At 68.8% G+C, this 26456-nt stretch carries 26 protein-coding genes, 1 other RNA gene and 1 riboswitch; of the genes, 19 read left to right on the forward strand and 8 right to left on the reverse strand.

Features of this window, described 5'->3' with window-relative positions; translation table 11 throughout:
* Positions 1-4 precede the first annotated feature (4 nt).
* The 3 genes from HPF_RS10030 (at position 5) to HPF_RS10040 (ending at position 3195) form a co-directional block, all read left to right on the forward strand.
* Complete coding sequence (locus HPF_RS10030; RefSeq protein WP_133156512.1) at positions 5-1699, forward strand: thiamine pyrophosphate-binding protein; 1695 nt, start codon at positions 5-7, stop codon at positions 1697-1699.
* 131 nt (positions 1700-1830) lie between these two features.
* The gene (locus HPF_RS10035) at positions 1831-2544 is read left to right on the forward strand and encodes a helix-turn-helix transcriptional regulator (RefSeq protein ID WP_165961676.1); all 714 of its coding nucleotides are present in this window, start codon (positions 1831-1833) and stop codon (positions 2542-2544) included.
* A 6-nt stretch (positions 2545-2550) separates the two neighbouring features.
* The gene (locus HPF_RS10040) at positions 2551-3195 is read left to right on the forward strand and encodes a Crp/Fnr family transcriptional regulator (RefSeq protein WP_066154510.1); all 645 of its coding nucleotides are present in this window, start codon (positions 2551-2553) and stop codon (positions 3193-3195) included.
* A 9-nt stretch (positions 3196-3204) separates the two neighbouring features.
* On the opposite strand, the gene HPF_RS10045 is transcribed toward HPF_RS10040, so the two are convergent.
* The 4 genes from HPF_RS10045 to HPF_RS10060 form a co-directional block, all read right to left on the reverse strand.
* Positions 3205-5202 (reverse strand): S8/S53 family peptidase, encoded by a 1998-nt coding sequence (locus tag HPF_RS10045; protein ID WP_133156514.1) that lies wholly within the window; start codon positions 5200-5202, stop codon positions 3205-3207.
* Positions 5199-6179: a phosphatase PAP2 family protein gene (locus HPF_RS10050; protein WP_165961677.1), complete on the reverse strand. Its 981-nt coding sequence runs from the start codon at positions 6177-6179 to the stop codon at positions 5199-5201. Before HPF_RS10050 ends, HPF_RS10045 begins: the two co-directional genes overlap by 4 nt.
* 97 nt (positions 6180-6276) lie before the next feature.
* Positions 6277-8082 (reverse strand): adenylate/guanylate cyclase domain-containing protein, encoded by a 1806-nt coding sequence (locus HPF_RS10055; protein WP_165961678.1) that lies wholly within the window; start codon positions 8080-8082, stop codon positions 6277-6279.
* Between the two features lie 161 nt (positions 8083-8243).
* Positions 8244-8681 (reverse strand): SWIB/MDM2 domain-containing protein, encoded by a 438-nt coding sequence (locus HPF_RS10060; protein ID WP_066154489.1) that lies wholly within the window; start codon positions 8679-8681, stop codon positions 8244-8246.
* A 255-nt stretch (positions 8682-8936) separates the two neighbouring features.
* Here HPF_RS10060 and rraA point away from each other — a divergent pair, with 255 nt between their 5' ends.
* The gene (rraA, locus tag HPF_RS10065; protein ID WP_066154486.1) at positions 8937-9449 is read left to right on the forward strand and encodes a ribonuclease E activity regulator RraA; all 513 of its coding nucleotides are present in this window, start codon (positions 8937-8939) and stop codon (positions 9447-9449) included.
* A gap of 6 nt (positions 9450-9455) precedes the next feature.
* Here the strand turns inward: rraA and HPF_RS10070 are convergent, their stop codons facing one another.
* The 4 genes from HPF_RS10070 to HPF_RS10080 all read right to left on the reverse strand — a co-directional run bounded on the left by HPF_RS10070 (position 9456) and on the right by HPF_RS10080 (position 11196).
* A complete protein-coding gene (locus tag HPF_RS10070) occupies positions 9456-10271 on the reverse strand; it encodes a sulfite exporter TauE/SafE family protein (protein ID WP_079366108.1) in 816 nt (271 codons plus the stop codon).
* Between the two features lie 70 nt (positions 10272-10341).
* A non-coding RNA gene (gene ssrS / locus HPF_RS24200) (6S RNA) lies at positions 10342-10522 on the reverse strand.
* Positions 10523-10591: 69 nt separating this feature from the next.
* A complete protein-coding gene (locus HPF_RS10075; protein WP_066154480.1) occupies positions 10592-10969 on the reverse strand; it encodes a cell division protein ZapA in 378 nt (125 codons plus the stop codon).
* Positions 10966-11196 carry a hypothetical protein gene (locus HPF_RS10080; RefSeq protein WP_066154477.1) on the reverse strand — a complete coding sequence of 77 codons (231 nt, stop codon included), beginning with the start codon at positions 11194-11196 and terminating at the stop codon, positions 10966-10968. Before HPF_RS10080 ends, HPF_RS10075 begins: the two co-directional genes overlap by 4 nt.
* A gap of 50 nt (positions 11197-11246) precedes the next feature.
* Positions 11247-11498: riboswitch (cobalamin riboswitch) on the forward strand.
* Positions 11499-11577: 79 nt separating this feature from the next.
* On the opposite strand from HPF_RS10080, the gene HPF_RS10085 reads away from it, so the two are divergent.
* Genes HPF_RS10085 through HPF_RS10155 form a run of 15 tightly spaced genes read left to right on the forward strand, consistent with a single transcriptional unit; the run spans position 11578 to position 26453 of the window.
* On the forward strand, positions 11578-13404 hold the full coding sequence (locus HPF_RS10085; protein ID WP_133156517.1) for a TonB-dependent receptor domain-containing protein: 1827 nt from the start codon (positions 11578-11580) through the stop codon (positions 13402-13404).
* A gap of 8 nt (positions 13405-13412) precedes the next feature.
* Positions 13413-14765, forward strand: coding sequence for a cobyrinic acid a,c-diamide synthase CobB (locus tag HPF_RS10090; RefSeq protein WP_133156518.1), 1353 nt, complete (start codon positions 13413-13415; stop codon positions 14763-14765).
* Positions 14762-15583: a cobalamin-binding protein gene (locus tag HPF_RS10095; protein ID WP_133156519.1), complete on the forward strand. Its 822-nt coding sequence runs from the start codon at positions 14762-14764 to the stop codon at positions 15581-15583. Before HPF_RS10090 ends, HPF_RS10095 begins: the two co-directional genes overlap by 4 nt.
* Positions 15576-16151, forward strand: a complete 576-nt coding sequence (cobU, locus tag HPF_RS10100) for a bifunctional adenosylcobinamide kinase/adenosylcobinamide-phosphate guanylyltransferase (RefSeq protein ID WP_066154468.1) — start codon at positions 15576-15578, stop codon at positions 16149-16151. The genes HPF_RS10095 and cobU overlap by 8 nt, the downstream gene beginning before the upstream one ends.
* Positions 16148-17044, forward strand: a complete 897-nt coding sequence (locus HPF_RS10105; RefSeq protein WP_243721721.1) for an ABC transporter substrate-binding protein — start codon at positions 16148-16150, stop codon at positions 17042-17044. Before cobU ends, HPF_RS10105 begins: the two co-directional genes overlap by 4 nt.
* Positions 17041-18120, forward strand: a complete 1080-nt coding sequence (locus tag HPF_RS10110) for a FecCD family ABC transporter permease (protein WP_133156520.1) — start codon at positions 17041-17043, stop codon at positions 18118-18120. The genes HPF_RS10105 and HPF_RS10110 overlap by 4 nt, the downstream gene beginning before the upstream one ends.
* Entirely contained in the window at positions 18117-18911 is a 795-nt protein-coding gene (locus HPF_RS10115; protein ID WP_133156521.1) for an ABC transporter ATP-binding protein, read from the forward strand. The genes HPF_RS10110 and HPF_RS10115 overlap by 4 nt, the downstream gene beginning before the upstream one ends.
* Positions 18901-19470 carry a cob(I)yrinic acid a,c-diamide adenosyltransferase gene (gene cobO / locus HPF_RS10120; protein WP_066260253.1) on the forward strand — a complete coding sequence of 190 codons (570 nt, stop codon included), beginning with the start codon at positions 18901-18903 and terminating at the stop codon, positions 19468-19470. Before HPF_RS10115 ends, cobO begins: the two co-directional genes overlap by 11 nt.
* 24 nt (positions 19471-19494) lie before the next feature.
* Positions 19495-20493, forward strand: coding sequence for a biotin synthase BioB (bioB, locus tag HPF_RS10125; RefSeq protein ID WP_424955197.1), 999 nt, complete (start codon positions 19495-19497; stop codon positions 20491-20493).
* Positions 20494-20500: 7 nt separating this feature from the next.
* The gene (gene cbiB / locus HPF_RS10130; protein WP_133156523.1) at positions 20501-21475 is read left to right on the forward strand and encodes an adenosylcobinamide-phosphate synthase CbiB; all 975 of its coding nucleotides are present in this window, start codon (positions 20501-20503) and stop codon (positions 21473-21475) included.
* A complete protein-coding gene (locus HPF_RS10135; protein ID WP_133156524.1) occupies positions 21472-22470 on the forward strand; it encodes an aminotransferase class I/II-fold pyridoxal phosphate-dependent enzyme in 999 nt (332 codons plus the stop codon). The genes cbiB and HPF_RS10135 overlap by 4 nt, the downstream gene beginning before the upstream one ends.
* Entirely contained in the window at positions 22467-24014 is a 1548-nt protein-coding gene (locus HPF_RS10140; protein ID WP_133156525.1) for a cobyric acid synthase, read from the forward strand. Before HPF_RS10135 ends, HPF_RS10140 begins: the two co-directional genes overlap by 4 nt.
* 3 nt (positions 24015-24017) lie before the next feature.
* The gene (gene cobT, locus HPF_RS10145) at positions 24018-25076 is read left to right on the forward strand and encodes a nicotinate-nucleotide--dimethylbenzimidazole phosphoribosyltransferase (RefSeq protein WP_133156526.1); all 1059 of its coding nucleotides are present in this window, start codon (positions 24018-24020) and stop codon (positions 25074-25076) included.
* A gap of 4 nt (positions 25077-25080) precedes the next feature.
* Positions 25081-25896 (forward strand): adenosylcobinamide-GDP ribazoletransferase, encoded by an 816-nt coding sequence (cobS, locus tag HPF_RS10150; protein ID WP_133156527.1) that lies wholly within the window; start codon positions 25081-25083, stop codon positions 25894-25896.
* A complete protein-coding gene (locus HPF_RS10155; RefSeq protein WP_133156528.1) occupies positions 25893-26453 on the forward strand; it encodes a histidine phosphatase family protein in 561 nt (186 codons plus the stop codon). The genes cobS and HPF_RS10155 overlap by 4 nt, the downstream gene beginning before the upstream one ends.
* Positions 26454-26456: the final 3 nt, after the last annotated feature.

The following is a 26456-nucleotide window of genomic DNA, read 5'->3' on the forward strand; positions in this document are numbered from 1 at the left end:
CGGCATGACCACACAACTTGCCGGACACCTGCTCGTCGACTGCCTCATCGCCCAGGGCGTGACCCACGCCTTCGGCGTGCCGGGCGAGAGCTACCTCGCCGTGCTCGACGGTTTCCACGACCGCGCCGACCGCATCCGCTTCGTGACCAACCGCCAGGAGGGCGGGGCGGCCTTTATGGCCGAGGCCCAGGGCAAGCTGACCGGCCGGCCCGGCGTGTGTTTCGTGACCCGCGGGCCGGGCGCGACCAACGCCTCCATCGGCCTGCACACCGCGTTCCAGGACTCCACGCCGATGGTGCTGTTCGTGGGCGATGTGGCCAGCGACGCGCGCGACCGCGAAGCCTTCCAGGAGGTGGACTACAACGCCTTCTTCGGCCCGAGCACGAAAGGCATGGCCAAGCGCGTCGAGCGCATCGACGATCCGCGACGCATCCCCGAATACGTGGCGCGCGCCTTCGCCACCGCCATGAACGGCCGGCCCGGCCCGGTGGTGCTGGTGCTGCCCGAGGACATGCTGACGCAGACGGTGGACGCTAACCCGCTGCCGCGCGTGGAGCCGGTGCAGGCCTGGGCCGACCCGGGCGCACTGCGCGAGCTGCGCACACTGCTGCTGGCGGCGCAGCGGCCGCTGGTGATCGCCGGCGGCGGAGGCTGGACGCCGCAGTCCGCTGCTGCGCTGCAGCGCTTTGCCGAGAACTGGCAGCTGCCGGTGGCCAACGCCTTCCGCTTCCAGGACTGCTTCGACAACCACCACCCGCTGTACGCGGGCGATGTCGGCCTGGGCATCAACCCGGCACTGGCCCGGCGCATCCGCGAGAGCGACCTGGTCCTGGCCATCGGTCCGCGACTGGGCGAGGCGACCACCGGCGGCTACACGCTGCTGGAAGCGCCGGTGCCAACGCAGAAGCTGGTGCACATCCACGCCAGCGGCGAGGAGCTGGGCCGGGTCTACCAGCCCACGCTCGCGATCCAGGCCACGATGAACGCTGCGGCGCGTTCGCTGGAGGTGCTGACCGCACCGCCCAGCCTGCCATGGTCGACGTGGACGGCCGCTTGCCACGCCGACTACGAGGCCAACGTGGAGGTGAGCAATGGCGGTATCGTGCTGCCCGGCAGCATCGACATGCCGGCCCTCATCCACACGCTGCAGAAACACCTGCCGGCCGACGCGGTGCTGACCAATGGCGCGGGCAATTTCGCCAGCTGGCTGCACCGCTTCTACCGCTACCACGGCCTGGCCAAGGGGCACAAGACGCAGCTGGCACCGACCAACGGCGCCATGGGCTATGGTGTGCCCGCGGGCATCGGGGCTGCCATCCTCACCGGCCGCACCGCCTTCACCATCGCAGGCGACGGCGACTTCCTCATGAACGGGCAGGAGCTGGCCACGGCGGTGCAGCACGGCGCGAAGTCGGTCGTCCTGCTGCTCAACAACGGCACTTACGGCACCATCCGCATGCACCAGGAGCGCGAATACCCGGCGCGCGTGAGTGGCTCGGACCTGAGGAACCCCGACTTCTGCGCGCTCGCGCGGGCCTACGGCTACGCGGCCGAACGCATCACCCACACCCTGGAGTTCGAGCCGGCCTTGCAGCGGGCGCTGGCCGCCGACAGCGGTTCGCTGATCGAGGTCATGCTCGATCCGGAGGTCATCACCACCCGCGGAACCCTCTCGGCGATCCGGAACAAATCCCGCTGAGCGGGGTGTGTTTGTTGCCTTCTGGCAACAAAGTTTGTGAATAGGTCACAGGCCGGTGGGCAATGGCACACGCCTCAAGATCCTGCCCGGTTTCTAAGCTTTCCCCATCCGCAACACACGAGGAAAGCGCCATGGAAACCACCGCCCAACGCCACCTGACGGACCGCACCACCAGCGACCTGTACTTCCACGCCGAGCGCACGCAGCCGGTGCCGGACAGCCTGGGGCAGGACCTGCTGTTGCGGGTGCTGGACGAAGTCGACTACGGCCTGCTGGTGATCGACGCCCAGGGCCACATCCGCCATGCCAACCACCTGGCGCGGCACGAAATGTCGACCGGTCGGGTGATCGTCACCCATGCGCGCTCCCTGCTGGGGCGCAACACCGAGCTCACCACCCAGATCCAGAGCGCCCTGGAACACGCGCTGCGCGGCCAGCGCCGCCTGCTGCAACTCAAGCAGGGCGAACACGAGCTGTCGCTGGCCTTCGTGCCGCTGAGCCACCCGCTGGAATTCGACGCGCCCACCGTTCTGGTGCTGCTCTCTCGCAAGAACGCCTGCGACAACCTGGCGCTGCGCATGTTCGCCCGCTCGCAGAATCTGAGCCCCAGCGAAGAGGCGGTGCTGCTGGCCCTGTGCCGCGGCGCCTCGATTCCCGAGATCGCTTCCGACCACAAGGTGGCCGAATCCACCGTGCGCAGCCAGATCAAGGCGCTGCGCGAAAAAACCGGCTGTGGCAGCATCCGGGCCCTGATGCAGAAGGTGCACAGCCTGCCGCCCATGGTCCCCGCCTTGCGGGTGATCTCCGCGATGCCGCACAATGCCATGGAGTTTGCCCAACCATGAGCCCGGATGTCCGCCTTCCTTCCCGCCAGCACAGAGCCTTCCTCCCACATCCAGGCACTGGCGGCATTGGGCGTGCAGCGGCGCTACCGCAACGGCGCGCTGCTGATCCAGGAAGGTGAGTCCGGGGACACGATCTACATCGTCCTGCAGGGGCGTCTGCGGGCCTTCCTCGGTGATGGCAACGGCAAGGAACTGACCCTGGGCTTCTACGGCCCTCTGGAATATGTGGGCGAAATGTCGCTCGACGGTGGCCCGCGCTCGGCCAACGTGGAGGCGGTCGATGCAACCACCTGTTCCGTGATCTCCCGCGCCGTGTTGCTGAACTACATTGCCCAGCACCCCGAGTTCGCACTGGAACTCATGGCCCGGCTGATCCGCCGCGCTCGGCTGGCCACCGAGAGCGCCGGCAATGTGGCCCTCATCGACGTGTACGGGCGCTTGGTGCGACTGCTCAACCAGCTGGCGCAGGAGCCCGAAGCCTCTGGCGAGCGCCGGCTTTCAGAGCGCCTCACCCACCAGGAGCTGGCCCAACACCTCGCGTGTTCGCGCGAAATGGTGTCCCGCCTGCTCAAGGACCTGGAAACTGGCGGCTACATCGCCGTGCGCGAGCGCTGGATCTGGCTGCTCAAGGCGCTGCCAGCGCGCTGGTGACGGCCAGACTCAGAGCCGCTCTCTGGCGATCTGAGGCGCCGCACAGCTGGTGCCATACATGCGCACCGATGAGCCGCTGCGGCTGCCAGCACCCAGCACCCCCCACAGCGCCGTGCTCTCGTCGCTCACAGCCAGTTCGTCCGGCACCTTTTTGACACCATCGCGCTGGGGCAGGCGAGAGGCGTCCGGGTCCGGCAGCCTGGGGCTGTAGCGGGCGGCCGGGTCGAAGGCGCTGCTGGCGAAGCGGATGCCGCCAACAGAGACCGATCGCTGTCCCGTCCCGATGCTGTTGAACACCCCGCCGCGCCGGATCGGCGTCGGGTTGTCGGGGTGGTCGATGAAGCTGTCGATGTTGCCGCTGGTGTCGTAGAACCTGTCCAGCATGGCGGACTGGCGGGCGCCCGTGTAGGTCCCCTGCGCCACATCGTCCCGCTCCACGTAGGCGTCCAGCACCACCGGGTTGAGCCCGCCGTTGTGAACCTTCACCTGCCAGACACCGGCTGGGGCCAGCCGGTCCTCGGGGTGGAGCGAGGCCGTCGGGCACAGGGCGAGCAGGGCACAGGTGCCGTGCCTGCCCAGCGCGGTCTTTCTCGGGAACACCAGCGCCAGCTGGGGGGCGGTGGTCGAGGGCCAGCAACCCGCGTTGCCGACAGTCATGGGCTCGAGCACCTGCCCGCCGGGCAGCGTGACCTCGATGCGGATGTCCTGCAGCGCTTCTTCGGGCAGGTCCGGGTCTCCCAGCCACAGTTCGAGAAAACTCTGGGTCCGGTCGTCGGGCTGGATGTGCCAGTGCAGCTCGGCGGCGTTCCCCCCGGGCAGCAGCGTCCGGTTCACATGGGTGCGGTCCTGGTAACCGTTGCCCGCCGGAATGAAGACCTGCAGCCGCTCTGGCGTGCACAGCGCAATCAGATGATCGATGGCCGCTTCCAGCACCGAGGTGCCGTCGTGGGGGCCGGCCAGCGTGCCCCAGCTGATGTTGACCACCAGCTTGGCGTCGGCGGTCACCCGGTTCAGGATGAACATCAGAGCGTCCAGCACGCTGACGTTCATCGCCCCACCCGAGGTGTCGATGACGTTGGACCAGTCCAGTTGCACCGCGATCAGGGGCGCACGGCTGGCCTCGTCGTGGGAAGGTGTCATGTCCGGGGTGTGGGCCGCACTGCTCATGCGGGCGGTGGCCAGCCAGGGGCCGGCGGCCAGGCTGGCCACCACCGTGCCGTGATTGACCGGATGCTTCAGGTCCCAGCACTGCAGGTAGTCGTACAGGTCGTCCTCGTCCACTGCACCATTGCGCGTGAACCGGTCCATGGCGGCGCGGATGTCGGCCGCCGTCAGCTCATGGCCGTAGCCCATGACGGATGGCGTCGGGCCGGCACGCCGCGGGTCCAGGCGGCTGCGCAGGTGGCGGCCCATGCCCGGTCCGTGCGGGCCGTCGAATTCGTCCTGGCGCCAGAAGTGGCGCACCCTCGGCTGTCCGTCGGGTTTCAGAAAGGCGGCGTTGGCCATTGCAAGACCGCCGTCGATGATGCCGATCACCTTGCCGCCCACACGATCCGGACATGGGGGCACTGCGTCGCCTGGCAAGGCCGGGTCGGTCAGCGGCCCGGTGTGCTCCTCTACGGGAAGGCCGAGCTCGTAGCGTCGGACGATGCCGGCCAGGTCTGAGCGCTTGCGCATCTCTTTGAAAAAGCCTTTGCGTGCGCGTGCCGTGCAGAAACGAAGCCCGGGCAGCAGCAGGTAGGCCTTGGGCACCTGCAGCCACTTGATGTCGGACGCCTGCAGCAGGTCCTGGATGCCGAAACCGGGATGGAGTTCGATGATGATCGGCAACCACCTGGGCTGGGCCGCCAGGCCTTCGCCCAGCCGGTAGCCTTCAAAATGGTCAGCTTCCGCCCACGCGAGGTAGGGGTCGGCGCCCTCGATGCTGCCGGGCAGAGACCAGTCTGTGCCGGTGACCTCGCCTTTGGGCAGCGGCTGCCAGGGCTGGGGAGCGCGCGCCCCGCTCATGACCACTCCTTCAGGGCCTCCTGCCACAGCCAGCCCAGGGCATCGGCCTGGGGCAGCGGGATCGCCGGACCACCCACGCTGTAGGCGCCCGCGTCCATGGGATCGCTGAGCTTGAAGTCCTTGGGAGCGCCATCCACCTCGACGAACTTGTCGCTGTCGAAGCCTCGCAGTCGAACGCTGCCACCGGTGGCGCGGGCGACGAAGAACTCGCCGAGGCTGGTGCCCAACAGACGGCCGACGGCGCTGTCCACCGGGTAGTGCACCCCGGCCACCGTGCGGTTGACCGCGATGCGCGCCGCCAGGCGCTGCAGTTGCGTCCGGCTGTTCTGACCATCGTTCTTGCCCGGGCGGGTCTGGTCCATGAACGACTCCAGCAGGGTGGCCACCGCGAACGCTTCTGTCGAATGGCCGCTGGGCCAGCTGCCGTGCCCCGGGGTGGGGATCATGGGCTGGATCTGTGGGGACAACTCCACCGGCCTCAGGGTTGCAAAGATGTGCTTGAGGCGCATCTCGACATGCACGCACAGTCCGAGCGCGATCTCGATCAGCTGCAGCGTCTTCTTGTGCCGGTGGGCCGTCAGCCCCAGCACGGCGGACCAGTAGCCGACCGGGGCGGTGAGCTGGTCCAGCACCTCGGCGGCCCGGTCACCGCGCAGGTCTGCGTAGGCCGCAACCAGATCCAGCTGCTGCTTGAGCAGGTTCTTGGAGGGCCCCTGCAGCTGCACCAGCGTCCGGTTCTTGATCGTGGTCGCGCCGAGGTTGGCGAACTTCAGGTCGGCCTGCTTCGTGCTCGCCGAGGCGGCGATGGAAAGACCTTCGACCAGTTCTTCGAAGCAGGCGGTCATCCGCGGACCATCGGCCCAGAGACGCAGGTTCTGGTCCTGGTTGAAGCCGGGAGTGGTGGGGTGTAGCACCGCGCCGGCGAATGGGCCAGCGATGGCGGCGCGGCTGATGGTCAATGCATCGGCAGAGACCAAGCCTACCCCGGAGACTCCTGCACTGACTCCTGCACTGACCCCGGCACTTACTCCTGCACTCACTCCTGCACTCATGTCATCTCCTCGTTGGTTCGATTCAGTTTTTGGGTAGGCCCAGCGACTCGAGAACGCGCGCCGTGCGTTGTCGCAGCGGGCTGAGGCTTCCGGAAGACAGATACTGGGTCACCGTAAGGTCCGGTTGCTGTGATCGAAGCAGAGCAAACGTCTCTTTTGCTTCCTCAGTCTGCCCGGACTCGAACTGCGCGGTCAGCAGGATCCGCAGGTTGGGCAGGTGATACCGGTTCTTGTTGAGTGATGACCTGCTGTAATGAATGGCCTGGTTGAGGTCATTTGTGGACAGGTAGCTGCCTGCCAGCATCATCTCGAAGTAGTACTTCTGCGGATCAAGCGGCGAAAGTCGCAGTGCGTTCTCCGCCTGCATGATCGACTCCGCGGCGGTGCCCCACATGGTGGACCAGACGCTTCGGTAGAGCCAAGCCATCGGGTCGTTGGGGTTGGCGTTCGTAGCCTCCAGCAGAAGATGGTTCGACCCATCAACGTCTTTGCCCAAGTGGCACATGGCGTGCCCCTTGACGGCCAGTGCCAAGGCGCTTTCAGGGACCATGTCCAGCGCGCGGTCGGCTATACCAATCGCGTGCTGGAACGATGCGTGAGGGTCCGCAGCCATGCCCTGCACCACCTGCATGATGTGCCACTTGGCCAGCCATGCCCAGGGTGCCACCGAGCGCTTGTGCCGGTCCACCAGGGCCTCCAGCAGCTGCTGGCTGCGCTCCAGATCCCGGCGGGTGGATCGGTGCATCAGGTTGATGGCACCCAGCATCAGAGCGCTGCTGTCCAGTCGGGGCAGGGCCTGTGTGAGGGTTCGTTGCACCTCCGAGTGCAGCAGCTGGTCGGCGCAGGTCGACGCCAGTGCGTTGATCAGCTCGCTCTCTTGCTGGACCACGTCCATCACGTCACCCGTGAGTCGGTCGGCCCAGATCACCTCGTTGTGCCGGGTGTCGCTCAACTGAGCCGTCACCAGCACGCGGTCGCCCAGCGAGACGTAGCTGCCGGACAGCACGAAGTGGGCGTCCAGTTGCTCGCTCGCGGTCTGGTTGACGTCGTCCCGGCCTCTGAGCACGGCGGTTGACAGCCGCGAGATGACGCGCAGGTGCTGGCTGCGGGAAAGCTGGACGATGACGCCGTCCGCCAGCAGGTCTCCGATCACAAAGTGCTCGGGCGCATTGCTCCGCGACACAAAAGGCAGTACGGCGATGGTGGCCCTGAAGTCCTCCGGCCTGGCGGCAGGGGCGGGCGGTTTGAGGGTGACACCTGTTCCTGAGGGCGGGGAGAGCGTCCAGGTCCTGACGGGCTCCGGCCAGTGCTTGAGGTAGCACTCGCCCATGTCCTCCATGTCACCGTCGACACCGTCCACCAGGGTGTCGTGCACATTGGCCGTGATGACAGTTTCCCCGGGGCCTGCGAGCCCCGCCACGCGGGCGGCCAGGTTGACTCCATGGCCGAACACGTCGTGGTCGTCGATGTACAGGTGGGTGGCGTTCAGCCCTGCGCGGAGCCAGAACTTGTTTTCGTCATCGCGCCGGCGATTGGCGTCGTCGAAATAGCGGTGCAGGCGCAGGGTGGCCTTGACAGCCTGGGACGGTTCGTCGAACTCCACCAGGATGCCATCGCCCAGGCTTTTGACCAGGCGACCGCCATGTCTTGGCAGAACCTCTTCGCGGGCGTGCTGGAGAAACCCGTGCCACTGGTGGACCACGGACGCTTCGTTCGATGCCATCAGCCTCACGGATTCCACCAGGTCCATCACCAGCACCACCTTGTTCTGCATCAGCGGCAGAGGCGGCACCTCATGAGACGGAGCCGAATCGCCGTGAGAGCCCATGGTGCTGGGGTGCGGCTGGCTTGTCATACCTCGAAAAGGGGAAGTGCTGTTTCAGTTTCTCACATCTGAAAGAGCCGGGTACGGACCGGCCAGGGTCAAAAAAAAGAGCCGGCAGCGCCGGCTCTCCGTGCAAGGAGCACCTGGGCCCCTTTGCGTCCTGATCACTTCAGGTGTTCGTTGATCATCTTGGTCATTTCGAACATCGAGGCCTGGGCCTTCTTGAAGATCTCCTTCAGCTTGGCGTCAGCGTTGATCATGCGCTTGTTGACAGCGTCCTGCAGCTTGTTCTTTTTGATGTATTCCCAGACCTTCTTGGTCACTTCCGTGCGGGGCAGCGGGCTGTTGCCGACGATGGCGGCCAGTGCGGCGCTGGGGGTCATGGCCTTCATGAAGGCTGCGTTGGGGGTGCGCTTCTTGGCTGGTGCGGCCTTCTTTGCAGGAGCGGCGGCCTTCTTCGCGGGTGCAGCCTTCTTTGCAGGAGCGGCGGCCTTCTTCGCAGGAGCGGCGGCCTTCTTCGCGGGTGCAGCCTTCTTTGCAGGAGCGGCGGCCTTCTTGGCCGGAGCGGCCTTCTTCGCAGGAGCTTTCTTTGCAGTTGCCATGTTGAGGATTCCTTCTAGAAGTGGTTTGACGCCAGAGGAGAACGCGCTCTCTCACTGGTGACTCGCATGCTAATGGAGATGCATGGTCCTTCCAAGGTGGAGGTGCGGTATTTTTGTGCTGCGCAAGAGGGAAAATGGGGTTTTTTGGCCCCGAAAACAACACTGCGCCCGGTATTGCATGCCGCACCCCAACCAGCGACAAAGAGCGTGCTCCAATTTCGGCTCCGAAAAACCTGTTTTCGAGAGTGGCTCACCATGACTTCTTCCATCGATTTTTCGACCTGCGATCTGTGCGACGAACACAAGGGCGACGTCAGCGGCGCCTTCCGTGTGCTGCCGCCGGTGTTCCGTGACTTTGGTGCCCATCGCCGCTTCGCCGGACCGGTCGTGACCGTGCAGTGCCTGGATGACAACAGCCAGGTGAAGGCCCTCGTCGAAGGACCGGGAGATGGGCGTGTGCTGGTGGTCGACGGCGGGGCTTCGCTGCGGCGCGCCTTGCTGGGCGGCAACCTGGGTGCCGCCGCCGCGCGCAACGGGTGGACCGGCGTGGTGGTGGACGGGTGCGTCCGCGACGTGGCCGAACTGGCGGTGTGCGAGACCGGCATTCGCGCGCTGGCCTCGATGCCGCTGCCGACCGAGCGGCGCAACCAGGGGCTGCGCGACGTGGCGGTGAAGATTCAGGGCGTCACCGTGCGTCCGGGTGAATGGCTGTACGCCGACGAGGATGGCACCGTGATTGCCGACCGGCCATTGCACCGTGGCGTCTGACGGGCTTCAGGCCGTCAGACCCTTGTAGAGCATGTACGCCGAGAGCACGTAGAGAATCAGCGCGAAGGCCCGCTTGAGCGACTTCACCGGCAGCGCGTGTGCGGCCTTCACACCGAGCGGCGCCATCAGCACGCTGGTCATGGCGATCACCGTTAGTGCCGGCAGGTACACGTAGCCCAGCGAACCCGCCGGAAGGTCGGCCACACCCTGGCCCGAGATGACGTACCCGGCGGCGTTCGCCAGTGCGATGGGAAAACCGAGCGCTGCGCTGGTGGCAACGGCATTGTGGATGGCAACGTTGCACCAGGTCATGAACGGGACGCTGACGAAGCCGCCCCCGGCACCCACCAGTCCCGACAGAAAACCGATCACCCCCCCGGCACCCAGCTGGCCGGCCGTTCCCGGCAAGGTGCGCGAGGCCTGCGGCTTCTTGTCCAGCAGCATCTGGGTGGCGGAGAAGCCCACAAACAGCGCGAACAGCAAGGCCAGAGCCCCGCCCTTGAGGACCGCAAAGACCCCGAGGCTCGCGACCGCGGCACCGATAACGATGCCCGGTGCGAGACGCCGCACGATGTCCCACCGCACGGCGCCGCGCTTGTGGTGCGCGCGAACGCTGGAGATCGAGGTGAAGATGATGGTGGCCATGGAGGTGGCGATGGCCATCTTCACCGCCAGGCCGGGCGCGACGCCACGGTGGGCGAGGATGGCGCTGATGAACGGCACCATGATCATGCCGCCGCCGATGCCCAGCAGGCCGGCCAGAAACCCGGTGAACACCCCCAGAAGGGCCAGTTCGACGATCAGCAGGGGTTCAAGGCTCATGGGCGGAAATCCGGAGGGCAGAAAAGAGTGCGGCCCCAGGAAACATCCGTGGGGCCGCAGCGAAGGGAATTAGGTGTCTGCAAGTGCCACCGGACCGTCATCCTGAACCGGGGGTTCAGGTGGGCGAGGGCAACGGGGCTTCGGGTTCATCTGACGCGAGACGCTCACACCAGCCACGTTATGTACCAAGCCCGGGCTCATGGAGCATTGGTTCAAGGAAATATAAAGCCCGGCACGCACTGCAGACAGGGCAAATTGTAGAGGCTGGCGGCCCTATGGATGGGCTCGCCCGTCGGAAAAGTTGAGGGCCGGTTCCTGATTCAGATCAACTGGCCGTCACTGCCCAGCGCCTGGTCGAGGCGCCGCACCAGTTCCTCCGCGCGCGCCAGCGCAGCAGCGTCGGGCAACTCGCCCTGGGGAGTGGAGCCCGGCAAGGGTGTCGGCTCTGGAGGGAGAAAGGACGAGGAAGAAAACCCCTCGGCTTCCTTCTGGGACAGTTCGAACGCCAGGTTGAGGGATGCGAGCACGGCGATGCGGTCGCGGGCCTTGACCTTGCCGGCGTCCCGGATGCGGCACATGGCGGTGTCCACACGCTCCACGGCGTCCAGCAGAGATTGCTCGCCCCCCGCCGGACAGGCCAGCAGATAGCTCTGGCCCATGATCTGAACCTCGATCTGCTTGGAGGCCGGCTTGTTCATTCGGAGTCCTTGTGGGAGGGGGGCTCGATTCCAACCGGCAACCGGTCCAGCAGCGCGTCGATGCGGGAACGCGCAGCGTTCAGACGCGACTTGATGGAGTCACGTTCTGCCTTGAGCGAGGCCACCTGCTCCATCAGCAGGGCGTTGGTGCGCTGCAGTTCTTCATGGCGAAGGAGCAGGCGTTCCACGCGCTCGGCGATCAGGTCAATTTGCTTGGGATCGGCCATGGTGACAACTGGTAAGACACTCATTGTAGGGTTGCCGCAAGGAGCACGGGCTTACAATGGATTCCGTTGGTGCTCGCGGTGTGGTTCACATGCCGCAGTTCAACGGGAAGCAGGAGGGGAAGTCCACGCCGACCGACCTAACCTGCGCTGCCCCCGCAACGGTAAGCAGACGGGATGCGGGCTTTCGCCCGGTCCCTGCCTTCACCCCACAGCCACTGGACAACCGGTTTCGACCGGCGCTCCGGGAAGGCGGTGGAGGTCGTTCTGCCAGCCCGGATACCGGCCAACACGGTGGTGACGTGTCCTGAATCAGGTCCGTTGCCGTGACGCCCATGCGCTGTCGGGGAAGACGGCGAGGGCAACCATCGTTTGTTTTCATTCATGTCTTTCCTTTCTGCTCCGGTGCGCCTGGCCGCGCTGCCCCTGGCATGCGCCATCGCTTTCCCTGTTCTCGCACAGTCCTCCCTGCCTACCGTCGTGGTGTCTGCGACCCGGTCCGAGCTGCCCGTCACAGATGTGGTGGCGGATGTGACCCTGGTCGACCGCGGCGCCATTGACCGCCTGGGTGCCGCGTCGGTCTCCGACGTGCTGGAGCGTCTGCCGGGCATGACCGTCAACCGCAACGGCGGTCCCGCGTCCACCACGGGTGTGTATGTGCGAGGCGCCGAGGGCCGCTTCACGGCGGTGTTCGTCGACGGCGTGCGCATCGACTCCCAATCCACGGGCGGGGCCACCTGGAATGCGATCCCGTTGTCCCAGGTAGACCGCATCGAGGTGCTGCGCGGGCCGGCGGCTGCGGTGTATGGCTCGGATGCGATGGCTGGTGTCGTGCAGATCTTCACGCGGCACGGGGAGAAGGGTTTCTTCCCTTCGCTGCGCATCGGCGTGGGGTCGAACAGCACCTACGAACTGAACGCCGCGCTGCGCGGTGGCGATGGTGTGGTCGACTACGCCTTCGGTCTGGGCACCGAACGCAGCGATGGTTTCAACGCCAAGCCCTCCGGCAACCCCGACCGCGACGGGTACCGCAACGAGTCGTTCTCAGGTCGACTGGGATGGAAGCTTTCCGAGGGGCAGAAGCTGGAGGCCACGCTGCTGGACAACCGCCAGAAGGCCGGCTACGACGGTTTCATGCCGGGGCAGGACGACCAGGCCAGGCAGCGGCTGCAGACTGTGGGCATGAACTGGAACAGCCGCTGGAGCGAGGTGTGGAGCACCCGCGTGGGGGTCAGCCGCGGAACCGACCGCTACGAGACTGCCCCCTCGACCTACCTGACGGACACCACGGTGGACAGCTGGCTGCTGCGCAACGAGATGCGCGTGGGGCCGGGCCAGCTCACGGTGGACCTGGAGCGGCGGGAGGACCAGCTGGAGAACGTCAGCACCACGCCGGTCGACACCCAGCGGCATCAGAACGCCCTTGCGCTGGGTTACGGCCTGCGTGCCGGTGAACACACGCTGCAGCTCAACGCCCGCCGCGACGACGACAGCGAATTCGGTGCCCACACCACCGGCTCGCTGGCCTATGGCTACGCGTTGTCCAGAACCTTGCAGCTCACCGGCTCGGTGGGCACGGCCTTCCGCGCCCCCACGCTGTTCCAGCGCTTCAGCATCTACGGCACGCCCGACCTCAAGGCCGAAACCGCGCGCAACATGGAAGCGGGGCTGCGCTGGCAGGAGGCTGCGAGCCGCGCCTCCGTGGTGGTCTACCGCAATCGCGTCAAAGACCTGATCGACTACCTGGCCGGCCCGGGCAGCTGTGTCAACGGCGTGGGCGACTACGCCGGCTGTTACGGCAACACCGGCCGTGCCACCTACACCGGCGTGACGCTGGCCGGCGGCACGACACTGGGCGAGGTGGCCCTGGGCGCTTCGCTGGACCTGATGCGCCCGAAGAACGCCGAAACCGGCAAGCTGCTGGCGCGCCGCGCCGAAACGCAGGCCACGCTGACGGCGGACGTGCCGGTGGGGGGCTGGCGCCTGGGCAGTGAGGTCCAGCACCTGGGCAAGCGCTACGACGACGAAGCCAACACGAAACCTTTGCCTGCCCACACGCTGCTGAACCTGACGGCCAGCACCGACATCGCGCGTGACTGGCGGCTGCTGGCGCGTGTGGACAACGTCACCGACAAGGACTACGAGTCGGTGCTGGGCTACGCAACGGCCGGTCGCAGCTTCTACCTGGGTCTGAGCTGGTCGCCCCGCTGAGGTTCACGATGGATCGCGCCGCCGTCTGTCCCGCCTTGCTGATCGCTGCGCCGGCCTCCGGCCAGGGCAAGACCACGGTCACCGCGGCGCTGGCGCGGTTGCACGCGCGGGCCGGGCGGCGCGTGCGGGTGTTCAAGTGTGGGCCGGACTTTCTGGACCCGCACTGGCACCAGTTGGCCAGCGGCCACCCGGTGCACAACCTGGACCTCTGGCTCAACGGCGAGCACGACCTGCGCGCGCGGCTGCACGAGGCCGCAGCGAGCAGCGACCTGATCCTGATCGAAGGAGTGATGGGCTTGTTCGATGGTGAGCCGAGTGCGGCCGATCTGGCGGTGAAGCTGGGCATTCCGGTGCTGGCGGTGATCGACGCCGGCTCCATGGCCGGCACCTTCGGCGCGCTGGTGCACGGCCTGCGCCACTACCGCCTGGGCCTGCCCTGGGCCGGTGTGCTGGCCAACCGCGTGGCCAGCGAAGGGCACGAGAAGATGCTGCGGGCCTCGGTGCGCGGCGACGATCTGGGCCGCGAGCCGGCGGGTATCGACGCGGGCTGGCTGGGCGGTCTGCGGCGCGACACCGGTTTTGCGCTGCCCGAGCGCCACCTGGGCCTGACGGTGGCGTCCGAACTGCCCGATGCGATGGCACGGCTGGACGCGCTGGCCGACGCGATGGCGGCCACGCCGCTGGGCCAGCTCGATGTGACCGGCTGGCAGCGCTGGGCCGTTCATTTTGAAGCGCAAGCCGAGCGTCCGGTGGCGCCGCTGCTGCGCGGGTGCACCGTGGCGGTGGCGCGCGACGCGGCCTTCTGCTTCACCTACCCGGCCAACCTCGATACGCTGCGCGCGCTGGGAGCCAGGCTGGTGTTTTTCTCGCCGGTGGCCGACGAGGCGGTGCCCGACTGCGACGCGGTCTGGCTGCCCGGCGGCTACCCCGAACTGCACGCCGACGCGCTGGGGAAGGGCACGCGTTGCCGCGCCGCGCTGGCCGCGCATGTCGCCGCCGGCAAGCCGGTCTGGGCCGAGTGCGGCGGCATGATGCCGCTGTTCGAGGGGCTGACGCTGGCCGATGGCTCGCGGGTGCCGATGTGGGGCCTTCTGCCTGGCGAGGTGGCGATGCAGCCGCGCCTGGCCGCCCTCGGCCCGCAGCGCTGGGACACGGCGCTCGGCGAGCTGCGGGGGCACACCTTCCACTACTCGCTGACCACGTCGCCGCTGGCGCCCGTGGCCCACACCGTGCCGGGCGGCAGGTTCGGTCGACCCGAGGCCGTGTACGGCCAGGGCCCGGTGCGTGCGAGCTATTTCCACGCATGGTTTGCTTCCAACCCCGAGGCCACGGCACAACTGTTTCTGGCGGAGACCGCATGAAGACCGTGCTGCCCGGACCGCAACGCATCGTCTGCCTGACCGAAGAGACGACCGAGTGGCTGTACCTGCTGGGGCAGGAGGCGCGCGTCGTCGGCATCAGCGGCTACACCGTGCGGCCGCGCCGGGCGCGCGACGAGAAGCCCAAGGTCAGTGCCTTCCTCAACGCCAAGATCGACAAGATCCTCGAACTGCGGCCCGACTGCGTGTTCGGTTTTTCCGACCTGCAGGCCGACATCGCCGCCGCGCTGATCCGCGCTGGCGTGCAGGTGACGGTGTTCAACCAGCGCAGCGTGGACGAAATTTTTTCCATGCTGTTCCAGGTCGCGGCCATGGTCGGTTGCGCCGACGAAGGTCTGGCGCGCATCGCGGCCATGCGCCAGCGCCTGGACGCCATCCGCGCCGAGGTGGCCGCGCTGGAGGCAACGGGCAAGCGCCGGCCGAAAGTGTTCTTCGAAGAGTGGGACGAGCCGCACATCAGCGGCATCCGCTGGGTGTCGGAGCTGCTGGGCATTGCTGGTGGCGACGACGTGTTCCCCGAACTGGCGGTGCAGTCGCTGGGCAAGCACCGCATCATCGCGGACGGCATGGAGATCGTGGCGCGCGCGCCGGACATCGTGATCGGCTCCTGGTGCGGCAAGAAGTTCCGCGCCGAGAAGGTGGCCGCACGCCCCGGCTGGCAGAACGTGCCCGCGGTGAAGAACGGCCAGCTGTTCGAGATCAAGTCGGCCGACATCCTGCAGCCCGGCCCGGCGGCGCTGACCGACGGGGTGGAGCAGATGCACCGCATCGTCAAGGCCTGGATGGTGGCCCATGGTTGACGTGGCGCGCAGCACGTTCATCCTCGGTGGCCAGCGCAGCGGCAAGTCGCGCCGCGCCGAGACGCTCGCGCGGCAGTGGCTGGACGTGTCGCCCGCGCACCGCGCGGTGATGATCGCCACCGGCCAGGCTTGGGACGATGAGATGCGCGAGCGCATCGAACGCCACAAGGCCGACCGAGCGCTGCGCGTGCCGGGCATGGCGACGGTGGAGGAGCCGCTGGCGCTGGCCGAGGCGTTGACGCGGCACAGCGACGCGAACACGCTCATTGTGGTCGACTGCCTGACGCTGTGGCTGACGAACCTGACGATGCCGGCCGACCCGGCGCAGGCGCTCCCCGAAGCGGCCGTGATCGCGGCGGGCGAAGACCTGTGTGCGGCCATTGCCGCGGCGCCCGGGCCGCTGGTGCTGGTGGGCAACGAGATCGGGCTGGGAGTCATTCCGATGGGGCGCGAGGTGCGCGCATTTGTGGACGCGCTGGGCCGGCTGAACCAGCAGGTGGCCGCGGCCTGCGAGCGCGTGACGCTCATGGCGGCGGGGCTGCCGCTGACTTTGAAGGACAGGACATGAACCGGATGCGCAACGCCTGGCTCGTGCTGGTGGGGGCCTTGATGGTCCTGATCGGCGGCACTGCACAGGCGGCCCTGCAGATTACCGACGACAACGGCGTGGTGGTGAACTTCGAGCGCTCGCCCCAGCGCATCGTGAGCCTGCTGCCCTCGCTGGCCGAGACGGTGTGCGAGCTGGGCCAGTGCCCGCGGCTGGTGGGTGTGGACCGCTATTCCACGTTCCCCGCCAGCCTGACGAAGCTGCCCCAGGTGGGCGGCGGGCTGGACCCGAACATCGAGATGATCGTGGCGCTGCGGCCCGATGTGGTGCTGATGGCCACCTCGTCCCGCGCGGGGGACCGCCTGCGCGCGCTGGGCATCAAGGTGTTGGCGCTGGAGCCCAAGACCCACGCCGACGTGCAGCGGGTGATGCTCAAGATCGGCCAGTTGCTGGAGGTGCCGGACGCGCAGCGCATCTGGCGCGCCATCGACGCCGCGGTGATGGCGGCGGCCCAGTCGCTGCCGGCCGGTGCGCGCGGCATGCGGGTGTATTTCGAGGTCAACCCCGGGCCGTACGCGGCGGGCGAGGGCTCGTTCATCGGCGAGACACTCACCCGTTTGGGCGCCAGGAACATCGTGCCGGCCTCGCTGGGGCCGTTTCCCAAACTCAACCCCGAGTACATCGTGCGCGCCGACCCGGACCTGATCATGATCGGCCAGCGCAGCGTGGACGGCATGGCCCAGCGCCCGGGCTGGATGGGCATGCGCGCGATGCGCGAGCAGCGCCTGTGCGTGTTCAGCACCGACGAGTCCGACACCCTGGTGCGCCCCGGGCCGCGCATGGCCGAAGGCGCCCGCCTGATGGCGCGTTGCCTGGCCGACAAGGCGGCGAAGAAAGCGGGGGCGCGTTCGTGAACGCTCGCCGGGCGTCCTGGCTGGTGGCGGCCCTTCTGCTGGCGGCCGCGGTGCTGGCCGTGCTCGGCGTGTGTGTGGGCAGCGCCGGCTTCGAGAACCTGGTCGGCCCGCTGCTGGACCCGCAGGCCGACCCGGCCGCCACCGCCATGGCGCAGCAGATCGTGTGGGAGATCCGCCTGCCGCGCACCCTGGGGGCCTGGGCCGCAGGCGCATTGCTGGGCCTTGCCGGTGCGGTGGCGCAGGGCCTGTTCCGCAACCCGCTGGCTGACCCTTTCCTGCTCGGCAGCGCCTCGGGCGCGTCCCTCGGTGTGGCGCTGGCACTCGCGGCCATGGGCGGCGGCGCCGGCATGCTGGGCGGCAGCATGATGAACGGCGGCGTCGCGGTCAGCGTGTTCTCCAGCAGCGCGCTGGTGCGCCTGGGCCTGACCGGCGCGGCCTTCTGTGGCGCGGTGCTGGCGGTGCTGATCACCTTGGTGCTTTCGCGCGGTGTGCAGCACACGCTGCGGCTGCTGCTGGCTGGTGTGGTGGTGGGCGTGGTGCTGGGCGCCATGACGCACCTGGTGCTGCTGTTCTCGCCCGAATCGCTGCAGGCCATGCAGGCCTTCATGCTCGGATCGACCAGCTTCGTGGGCTGGACCGCCTGTGTGCTGATGGCTGGTGTATGGGTGCTGTGCACGCTGTCGGCCTGGCTGCTGGCGCGCGTGCTCGATGGCCTGAGCCTGGGCGACGCCACCGCGCGCAGCCTGGGCCTGCCGCTGGGACCCATGCGCGCCGCGCTGGTGGCCGTGCTGGCGCTGGCCACCGGCACCGCGGTGGCGCAGACCGGGCTGATTGCGTTTGTGGGCCTGGCCGCGCCGCACCTGGTGCGCTCGCTGGTCAAGACCACCAGTGCCTACCTGATGCTGCTGGCCAGCTGCATGGGCGGCGCGCTGCTGATGGCGGCCGACACGCTGGCGCGCTGGCTGATCGCGCCGCAGGAGCTGCCGGTGGGCGTGCTCACCGCGGTGCTGGGTGGCGGTTACCTGCTGTGGCTGATGCAGCGCAACACGCGCATCTCGCGCGGAGGTGGCCTGTGAGCCTCGCCATCCAGACCTGCGACCTGAGCGCCCGCCTGGGCGACGAGCCGATCCTGCACCGCATCTCGCTGAACCTGCCCCAAGGGCGCTGGACCAGCATCGTCGGCCCCAACGGCGCGGGCAAATCCACGCTGCTGCGGTGTCTGGCAGGCCTGCTGCCGCACAGCGGTGCGGTGGCCCTGCTGGGCCGGCCGCTGGCCGACTGGCCGCACCGCCAGCGCGCCCGCCAGCTGTCGTGGCTGGGGCAGAACGAGGCCAGTGCCGACGACCTGACGGTGTGGGACGTGGCCATGCTCGGCCGCCTGCCGCACCAGGCCTGGCTCAGCCCGCCCAGCGCACAAGACCGCGCCGCGGTGGAGCGCGCGCTGCGCGCCACCCAGGCCTGGGACTGGCGCGCCCGAGCGCTGGGCCAGCTCTCGGGCGGCGAGCGCCAGCGCGTGCTGCTGGCCCGCGCCCTGGCCGTGGAAGCCCAGGTGCTGCTGATGGATGAACCCCTGGCCAACCTGGACCCGCCGCACCAGGCCGACTGGCTGGAACTGGTGCAGGCGCTGGTGCAGGGTGGCAAGACAGTGGTCAGCGTGCTGCACGAGGTGGGCATGGCCCTGCACGCCGACGAACTGGTGGTGATGGCGCAAGGCCGCGTCACACACCAGGGGCCGTGTGCCGACGCCGCCACGCACCGCGCGCTGGAGGCCGTTTTTGACCACCGCATCGAGGTGCACGCGCTGCAAGGGCAGTGGGTGGCGCTGCCGCGGATCAACCCCTTGAAGACTTCACACCATGCAGATTGAAACCCCGCCGAGCGAAAAACCCTACGAGAAAGCCGAGGGCGAACGCCGCGGCATCGTGATCGTCAACACCGGCGACGGCAAGGGCAAGAGCACCGCCGCCTTCGGCCTGGCGCTGCGCGCCCATGGCCGCGGCAAGGCCGTCAAGATCTACCAGTTCATGAAGGTGCCGAGCGCGCGCTTCGGCGAGCACCGCATGTTCGAACAGATTGGCATCCCGATTGAAGGGCTGGGGGATGGCTTCAGCTGGAAGAGCCAGGACCTGGAGCACTCGGCCCAGCTGGCGCGCGACGGCTGGGAGAAGGCGCGCGCCACCATCCTGGGAGGCGAGCACTTCCTGGTCGTGCTGGACGAGATCACCTACCCGCTGATCTATGGCTGGCTGCCGCTGGACGGTGTGCTGCAGACCCTGCGCGAACGGCCCAGCCATGTGCACGTCTGCCTGACGGGCCGCCGCTGCCCGCCCGAGATCATCGAGCTGGCCGACACCGTGACCGAAATGACCAAAATCAAGCACGCGTTCAACGCCGGCATCCCGGCGCAGCGCGGCATTGAGGATTGACCCCTGGAGACCCCCATGAATCACATCGCTGAAGCCCCCGTGACCCTGCACCGCCCCGCCAAGCCGGCCTCCGTGACCGCGGAGCGCTGGTCCGTCGCCGACGTGCAGGCCCTGCTGGACCTGCCGCTGCCTGAACTGATGCACCGTGCGCAGACCGTGCACCGCGAGCACCACGACCCGACCCACATGGAGCTGGCGACGCTGCTGTCGATCAAGACCGGTGGCTGCCCCGAGGACTGCGGCTACTGCCCGCAGTCGGTGCATTACGAAACCGGTGTGGCGGCCAGCAAGATGATGACCGCCGAGGACGTGCGCGAAGCCGTGTTGGGCGCCAAGGCGGCCGGTGCGTCGCGCTTCTGCATGGGCGCGGCCTGGCGCGCGCCGAATGACCGCGACCTGGAGAAGGTCGAGGAGCTGGTGCGCGTGGTCAAGGACGAAGGCCTGGAGGCCTGCTGCACCCTCGGCATGTTGACTGGCGACCAGGCACAGCGCCTGAAGGACGCGGGCCTGGACTACTACAACCACAACCTGGACACCGCGCCCGAGCTGTACGGCGACGTCATCAGCACGCGCGACTACCAGGACCGCCTGGACACCCTGGGCCATGTGCGCGAGGCCGGCATCCATGTCTGCAGCGGCGGCATCGTGGGCATGGGCGAATCGCGCGCCGGCCGCGCGGGCCTGATCGCGCAGCTGGCCAACCTGGCGCCGTACCCCGAGTCGGTGCCGATCAACCACCTGGTCAAGGTGCCGGGCACGCCGCTGGCGGACGAGCCCGATCTGGACCCGCTCGAATTCGTGCGCACTGTCGCCGTGGCCCGCATCACCATGCCCAAGGCCAAGGTGCGCCTGTCGGCCGGGCGCCGGCAGATGGCCGAATCGACCCAGGCGCTGTGCTTCCTGGCCGGTGCCAATTCCATCTTCTACGGCGACAAGCTGCTGGTGACCGGCAACGCCGACGTGGAGGCCGATCAAGACTTGCTTAAGCGCATGGGCATGCACACCACCCGCGCCCACGCCTGATCTTCTGATGGACTTCGCCGGCCTGCCCACCCCCGATGCCGCTGTGCTGGCTGGTGCGGTGCTGGTCGCGCTGGCGCTGGACCGGTTGTTCGGCGAACCACCGGTGCGGTTGCACCCGGTGGTGGCCATGGGGCACTTCCTGGGTGCGGTCGGGCGGCGGGTGTCGCGTGCGGCTGGCGCGGTGCCGCGGCCGGGGGCCGAGTTCTGGCTCGGCGCGCTCGGCTGGTGTGTCGGTGCGGCGCTGGTGGCGGCTCTGGCGTTCGCCGCCGGGTGGGCGATGGAAGAGCTGCATCCGCTGGCGCAGGTGGCCCTGCTGGGTGTGCTGCTCAAACCCATGTTGTCCTGGCGCATGCTGCGCGACGAGGTGCGGGCGGTGGAAGCGGCCCTGGCCGAATCGCTGGCCTCCGGGCGCCAGCGCGTGGGCTGGCTCGTCAGCCGCGACGTCACCGCCCTGAGCGAATCGCAGGTGCGCGAGGCGGCGGTGTCCACGCTGGCCGAAAACCTCAACGACTCGGTGGTCGCACCCATCTTCTGGTTCGCCGTGGCCGGTCTGCCCGGCGCGGCGCTCTACCGCTTTGCCAACACCGCCGACGCCATGTGGGGCTACCGGGGCGAACGCGGAGGCCGCGACTGGACCTGGGCGGGCAAGTGGGCCGCGCGGGTGGACGACGCACTGTCCTGGCTGCCGGCGCGCCTCACCGCGCTGCTGATCGCGCTGCCAGCCATGGGCCGCGGATGGTCGGCCGTGGCCGCCAACGCCGGCCTCACGCCGTCGCCCAACGGCGGCTGGCCCATGGGCGCGCTGGCCGTGGGTCTGGGCATTCGTCTGGGCAAGCCCGGCGTGTATCAACTCAACGGCCAGGGCAGGGCGCCGCGGGCCACCGACACGGCGCGCGCCCTGCGGCGCTGTGGCCAGGTGGTGGCGGTGCTGGCGCTGCTGGCGGGCGGTGTGTTGGCTTTGTCGCTGGGGGGCCAGCTATGACGGCGCGCTTCCACGGTGGGCCGGACGCCCAGGGCGTCGCGCGCTGGGACTTTTCCAGCAACGCCAACGCCTGCGGGCCGTGCCCGATGGCGCTGCAGGCGGTGCAACGCGCGGATGCCGTGCACTACCCCGACCCGGCCTACACCCGGCTGCGCGCCGCGCTGGCGGACCTGCACGGTGTGGCGCCGTGGCGCGTGCTGCTGGCCGCCAGCGCCAGCGAATGCGTTCAGCGCCTGACAGCCTGGCGCTGGCGCCTGGGCGACCGCCGTTTCTGGACGCCGCAGCATGCCTACGGCGACTACGCCCACGCGGCGTCGGCCTGGGGGCTGGAACGGGTGAACGATCCCGGGCAGGCACCGCTGGTCTGGCTCTGCGACCCCGGCAGCCCGCTGGGGCAGGGCGAATCGGCCGAGGTGGTTCGAGCGGCGCTGAACCACACGCCGCGCACCGTGGTGCTGGACCGTGCCTACGCACCGCTGCGGCTGCGTGGCCACAGTGTGCTGGATGCTGCGCAACTGGACCGCGTCTGGCAGCTCTGGTCGCCCAACAAGGCACTTGGCCTGACGGGGGTGCGCGCGGCCTACGCCATTGCGCCGCTGGGTGCGCACGCCGACGTCGCCGAACTGGACGCGCTCGCTGCGTCCTGGCCCATCGGTGCGCACGGTGAGGCCATGCTGCTGGCCTGGACCACGTCCGAGGTGCAAGACTGGGTGGCCGCGAGCCGCCACACGCTGGCCGACTGGGCGGGTGCCCTGCGCGCCATGCTGGCGGCACACGGTTGGACCTGCGCGCCCAGCGACACCGCCTACGGCTGTGCCAGGCCGCCACGAACCATAGAGGCCGCCGCCCTCCGTGAGCAGGGCATCAAGCTGCGCGACGCCACCTCGTTCGGCCTGCCGGGCTGGTGGCGCCTGAGCGCGCAGCGCCCTGAGACGTTGGCCGCTTTGGACGCAGCCTTGTGTGCGCTCGAAACGAACGTGGAGACATCGGAATGACTGCGGTGTGTGTGATGGTGCTGGGCACGACCAGCGGCGCCGGCAAGAGCTGGCTGACGACGGCGCTGTGCCGCCACTACGCCCGCCAGGGCCTCAAGGTGGCGCCCTTCAAGGCGCAGAACATGAGCAACAACGCTCGGGTGGTGGCCAAGGGGCCGGAGGGCGAAGGGCGTTTCACCGCCGGGCCGCCCCAAGGTGAAACAGCCCCCTTGGGGGGCAGCGACCCGCGTGAGCGGCGGAGCGTGGGGGCGGAAATCGGAAGTGCCCAGTACTTCCAGTCGCTCGCCGCGAAAGCCGACCCAGACGTCCGCATGAACCCGCTGCTGCTCAAGCCAGAGGCCGACACGCGCAGCCAGGTGGTGCTGATGGGCGAGGTGCACCGCGCACTCAGCGACATGCCCTGGCGCGGCCGCAGCGAGACCGTCTGGCCGCACATCGCGGCGGCGCTGGACGCGCTGCGCGAAGAAAGCGACGTGGTAGTGATCGAAGGCGCGGGATCGCCGGCCGAGATCAACCTGCACGCCAGCGACATCGTGAACATGCGCGTCGCGCGCCACGCCGACGCACGCTGCCTGCTGGTGACCGACATCGACCGTGGCGGAGCATTCGCCCACTTGTATGGCACCTGGGCGCTGCTGCCCGAGGACGAGCGCGCACTCATCAAAGGCTTCGTGCTCAACAAGTTCCGGGGCGACGCCAGCCTGCTGGCGCCCGCGCCGCAGATGCTGCAAGACCTGACCGGCGTGCCGGTGGTGGCAACGCTGCCCATGTGGTGGCAGCACGGCCTGCCCGAGGAAGATGGCGTCTTCGATGACAAGACACGCGCGGCGGGTGCGGTGCAGACCACCATCGCTGTGATTGCCTGGCCGCGCATCAGCAACCTCGACGAGTTCCAGCCGCTCAAGAACGTGCCGGGCGTGCGCCTGGTCTGGGCGCGTACGCCGGCCGACTGCGCGGGCGCGGACTGGATCGTGCTGCCCGGCTCCAAGTCGACCGCGGCCGACCTGGCCTGGCTGCGCGCGCAGGGGCTGGACCAGGCCGTGGCCCATCACGCGGCACAGGGCCGGGCGGTGCTGGGCATCTGCGGCGGGCTGCAGGTGCTGGGCGAGGCGCTGATCGACACCCATGGCATCGACGGCAACGCACCCGGCCTGGGCCTGCTGCCACTTGTGACGGCCTTCGACGCCGAGAAAACCGTGCGCCGGACGACGGCGGCGTTCGGAGACCTGACCGGTGCATGGCAGGCGCTCTCGGGCGTCACCACCGCCGGCTACGAGATTCACCACGGGCAGACCGCGCAGCACCCGGCCATGGCCGCCAAGGGCGACATCGCCCGCGAGGTGATGCCCGGTCTGGCCTGGCAGAACGCGGCGGGCAACGTGCTGGGCTGCTACCTGCACGGTCTGTTCGAAGACCCGGCGGTGCTGCGCGCGCTGTTCGGCGCCCGTGTGCCCACGCTGGACACCGTATTCGACGGGCTGGCTGATTTTCTTGAACAACATGTCGAGCCCGGTGTGCTCGATGCCCTCATTCACAAGGACTGAACCATGCATTTCCCAATCCCCGTCCTCGACGACGTCACCCAGACCGAGCTGGCCGCGCGCCTGCAGCACCTGCTGGACAACAAGACCAAGCCGGTCGGCTCCCTGGGCCAGATCGAGCGCCTGGCGCAGCGCATCGGCCTCATCCTGGGCAGCGAGGCGCCCGAGCTGCGGGACCCGCAGCTGGTGGTGTTCGCGGGTGACCACGGCCTGGCCGCACGCGGCGTCTCGGCCTACCCGAGCGACGTGACCTGGCAGATGGTCGAGAACTTCCTGGCCGGCGGCGCGGCCGTGAGCGTGCTGGCCCGGCAGAACGGCATCGGTCTGACAGTGGTCGACTGCGGCGTGCGGCACGACTTTGCGCCGCGCCCCGGCCTGGTCATCAACAAGGTGGCGCCCGGCACCGCCGACGCACTGGAAGGCCTGGCGATGAGCGCCGCACAGTGCAATGTCGCGATCGCCAGCGGCGCCGCACTGGTGAAGGACCTGCCGGGCAACGCGCTGCTGCTGGGCGAGATGGGCATCGGCAACACCTCGGCGGCCTCGCTGCTGATGAGCCGCCTGGCCGGGCTCGACATCGTGGACTGCACGGGCGCGGGCACCGGGCTCGACGCCCCCGCGGTGCAGCGCAAGATCGGCATCCTGCGCCAGGTGCTGGCGCGCCACCCGGACGCGAAGGCCCCGCTGGACGCGCTCGCGGCCTTCGGCGGTTTCGAGATCGCCACCATGGTCGGCTCGGTGCTGCAGGCCGCGGCCGAGCGGCGTGTGATCGTGGTCGACGGCTTCATTGCCAGTTCGGCCGTGCTGGTGGCCAGCGCGCTGCAACCTGCCGTGCTGCAGCGCTGCGTGTTCGCCCACCAGTCGGGCGAGCGCGGTCACGCGCTGATGCTGGCACACCTGAAAGCCGAGCCGCTGCTGGACCTTGGCCTGCGCCTGGGCGAAGGTTCCGGCGCCGCGCTGGCCTGGCCGCTGCTGATGAGCGCCTGCGCCATCCTGCGCGAGATGGCCAGCTTCGATTCGGCCGGTGTGTCGCGACAGGACAGCGCCGAAACGGCGGTACGCTGAGGGCATGGCCTTCGTCCGTCACTTTTTGATCGCTGTCCAGTTCTTCACCCGCATCCCGGTCACCGGGCGGCTGGCGGACTGGGTGGGTTTTTCTCCGGCCATGCTGCGCGCCAGCGCGGCGCATTTCCCCGGCGTGGGCTGGGTGGTGGGGTTGCCGACTGCGGCGGTGTTTGCCGCGGTGTGGTGGTGGCTGCCGGCGCAGCCCGCAGCGCCCTGGGTGGCGGCGCTGCTGAGCACCGTGTTCAGCGTGCTGCTGACCGGTGCGTTCCACGAGGACGGGCTGGCCGACCTCGCCGATGGCCTGGGCGGTTCGTCGAACCGCGAGCGCGCGCTGGAAATCATGAAGGACTCGCGCATCGGCAGCTTCGGCGCCATCGCGCTGGTGCTGGCGCTGTTCTCGAAGGTGGCGGTGCTGGCGCTGATCGCGCAGTCGGGCGGGGCGCTGGTGGCCGCGGTGGCGCTGTTCGCCGGCCACGTCACCTCGCGCCTGATGCCGCTGTTCGTCATCCACACGATGCAGCACGTTGGCGACACGCCCAGCTCCAAGTCCAAGCCGCTGGCCGAGAGCATCGGGCGCGGCGCGCTGGCGGTGGGCGTGCTCTGGTGGGCGCTGGCCATGGGCCTGGTGGTGGCGCTGCTGCCCTCGGTGCGCTGGGCGCAGGCGGTGCTGGGTGCGCTGCTGGGGCTGCTGTGGATGGGCCGGCTGCTGCGCCGGCGCTTGCAGGGCTTCACGGGTGACGGCCTGGGCGCCACGCAGCAGGTGAGCGAGATCGCGTTCCTGTTCGCGCTGTCGCTGTCCCTGCCCGCCGCGGCGCCATGAAGCTCTGGCTGCTGCGCCATGCGCGGGTGGTGCTGCCGCAGGGCCTGTGCTACGGCGCCAGCGACGTGCCGGCAGACGAAGCCCTGACTGCCGAGGCGGCGCAGGCCATCGCGCCGCTGCTGCCGGCCGGCCTGCCGGTACGGGTGTCGGACCTGGGGCGGGCGCAGCAGCTGCACCAGGCCTTGCGGGCGCACCGCCCCGACCTGGGCGCGACCCAGACCGACCCGCGCATCCGCGAGATGGACTTCGGCACCTGGGAGCAGACGGCCTGGGACGCGGTGCCGCGCGCCGCATTCGACACCTGGATGGCCGACTTCGCGCTGCACCGCTTCGGCGGCGCCGAGAGCGTGCACGAGCTGATGGCCCGGGTGGCCGACGCGCTGGACGACACCCGCGCGACTGTTGGCGAGGGCGGCGAGGCGCTGTGGATCACCCACGCGGGCGTGATCCGCTCGGCGATGCATCTCGCGCAGCACGAGCGCCGCCCCATCGCATCCGCCAGGGAATGGCCGCGTGACGCACCCCAGACGGGCGAGTGGATGGTGCTCGAGGTCTGAGGC

This window comes from Hydrogenophaga pseudoflava (assembly GCF_004353865.1).
Taxonomy (GTDB): Bacteria; Pseudomonadota; Gammaproteobacteria; order Burkholderiales; family Burkholderiaceae_C; genus Hydrogenophaga; species Hydrogenophaga pseudoflava.

What these genes read in the sequence shown, in the direction of transcription:
- HPF_RS10030 (WP_133156512.1), top strand. Translation starts at nt 5, where the DNA reads ATGACCACACAACTTGCCGGACACCTGCTCGTCGACTGCCTCATCGCC.
- HPF_RS10035 (WP_165961676.1), top strand. Translation starts at nt 1,831, where the DNA reads ATGGAAACCACCGCCCAACGCCACCTGACGGACCGCACCACCAGCGAC.
- HPF_RS10040 (WP_066154510.1), top strand. Translation starts at nt 2,551, where the DNA reads ATGTCCGCCTTCCTTCCCGCCAGCACAGAGCCTTCCTCCCACATCCAG.
- HPF_RS10045 (WP_133156514.1), bottom strand. Translation starts at nt 5,202, where the DNA reads ATGAGCGGGGCGCGCGCTCCCCAGCCCTGGCAGCCGCTGCCCAAAGGC.
- HPF_RS10055 (WP_165961678.1), bottom strand. Translation starts at nt 8,082, where the DNA reads ATGGGCTCTCACGGCGATTCGGCTCCGTCTCATGAGGTGCCGCCTCTG.
- HPF_RS10060 (WP_066154489.1), bottom strand. Translation starts at nt 8,681, where the DNA reads ATGGCAACTGCAAAGAAAGCTCCTGCGAAGAAGGCCGCTCCGGCCAAG.
- rraA (WP_066154486.1), top strand. Translation starts at nt 8,937, where the DNA reads ATGACTTCTTCCATCGATTTTTCGACCTGCGATCTGTGCGACGAACAC.
- HPF_RS10070 (WP_079366108.1), bottom strand. Translation starts at nt 10,271, where the DNA reads ATGAGCCTTGAACCCCTGCTGATCGTCGAACTGGCCCTTCTGGGGGTG.
- HPF_RS10075 (WP_066154480.1), bottom strand. Translation starts at nt 10,969, where the DNA reads ATGAACAAGCCGGCCTCCAAGCAGATCGAGGTTCAGATCATGGGCCAG.
- HPF_RS10080 (WP_066154477.1), bottom strand. Translation starts at nt 11,196, where the DNA reads ATGGCCGATCCCAAGCAAATTGACCTGATCGCCGAGCGCGTGGAACGC.
- HPF_RS10085 (WP_133156517.1), top strand. Translation starts at nt 11,578, where the DNA reads ATGTCTTTCCTTTCTGCTCCGGTGCGCCTGGCCGCGCTGCCCCTGGCA.
- HPF_RS10090 (WP_133156518.1), top strand. Translation starts at nt 13,413, where the DNA reads ATGGATCGCGCCGCCGTCTGTCCCGCCTTGCTGATCGCTGCGCCGGCC.
- HPF_RS10095 (WP_133156519.1), top strand. Translation starts at nt 14,762, where the DNA reads ATGAAGACCGTGCTGCCCGGACCGCAACGCATCGTCTGCCTGACCGAA.
- cobU (WP_066154468.1), top strand. Translation starts at nt 15,576, where the DNA reads ATGGTTGACGTGGCGCGCAGCACGTTCATCCTCGGTGGCCAGCGCAGC.
- HPF_RS10105 (WP_243721721.1), top strand. Translation starts at nt 16,148, where the DNA reads ATGAACCGGATGCGCAACGCCTGGCTCGTGCTGGTGGGGGCCTTGATG.
- cobO (WP_066260253.1), top strand. Translation starts at nt 18,901, where the DNA reads ATGCAGATTGAAACCCCGCCGAGCGAAAAACCCTACGAGAAAGCCGAG.
- cbiB (WP_133156523.1), top strand. Translation starts at nt 20,501, where the DNA reads ATGGACTTCGCCGGCCTGCCCACCCCCGATGCCGCTGTGCTGGCTGGT.
- HPF_RS10135 (WP_133156524.1), top strand. Translation starts at nt 21,472, where the DNA reads ATGACGGCGCGCTTCCACGGTGGGCCGGACGCCCAGGGCGTCGCGCGC.
- HPF_RS10140 (WP_133156525.1), top strand. Translation starts at nt 22,467, where the DNA reads ATGACTGCGGTGTGTGTGATGGTGCTGGGCACGACCAGCGGCGCCGGC.
- cobT (WP_133156526.1), top strand. Translation starts at nt 24,018, where the DNA reads ATGCATTTCCCAATCCCCGTCCTCGACGACGTCACCCAGACCGAGCTG.
- cobS (WP_133156527.1), top strand. Translation starts at nt 25,081, where the DNA reads ATGGCCTTCGTCCGTCACTTTTTGATCGCTGTCCAGTTCTTCACCCGC.
- HPF_RS10155 (WP_133156528.1), top strand. Translation starts at nt 25,893, where the DNA reads ATGAAGCTCTGGCTGCTGCGCCATGCGCGGGTGGTGCTGCCGCAGGGC.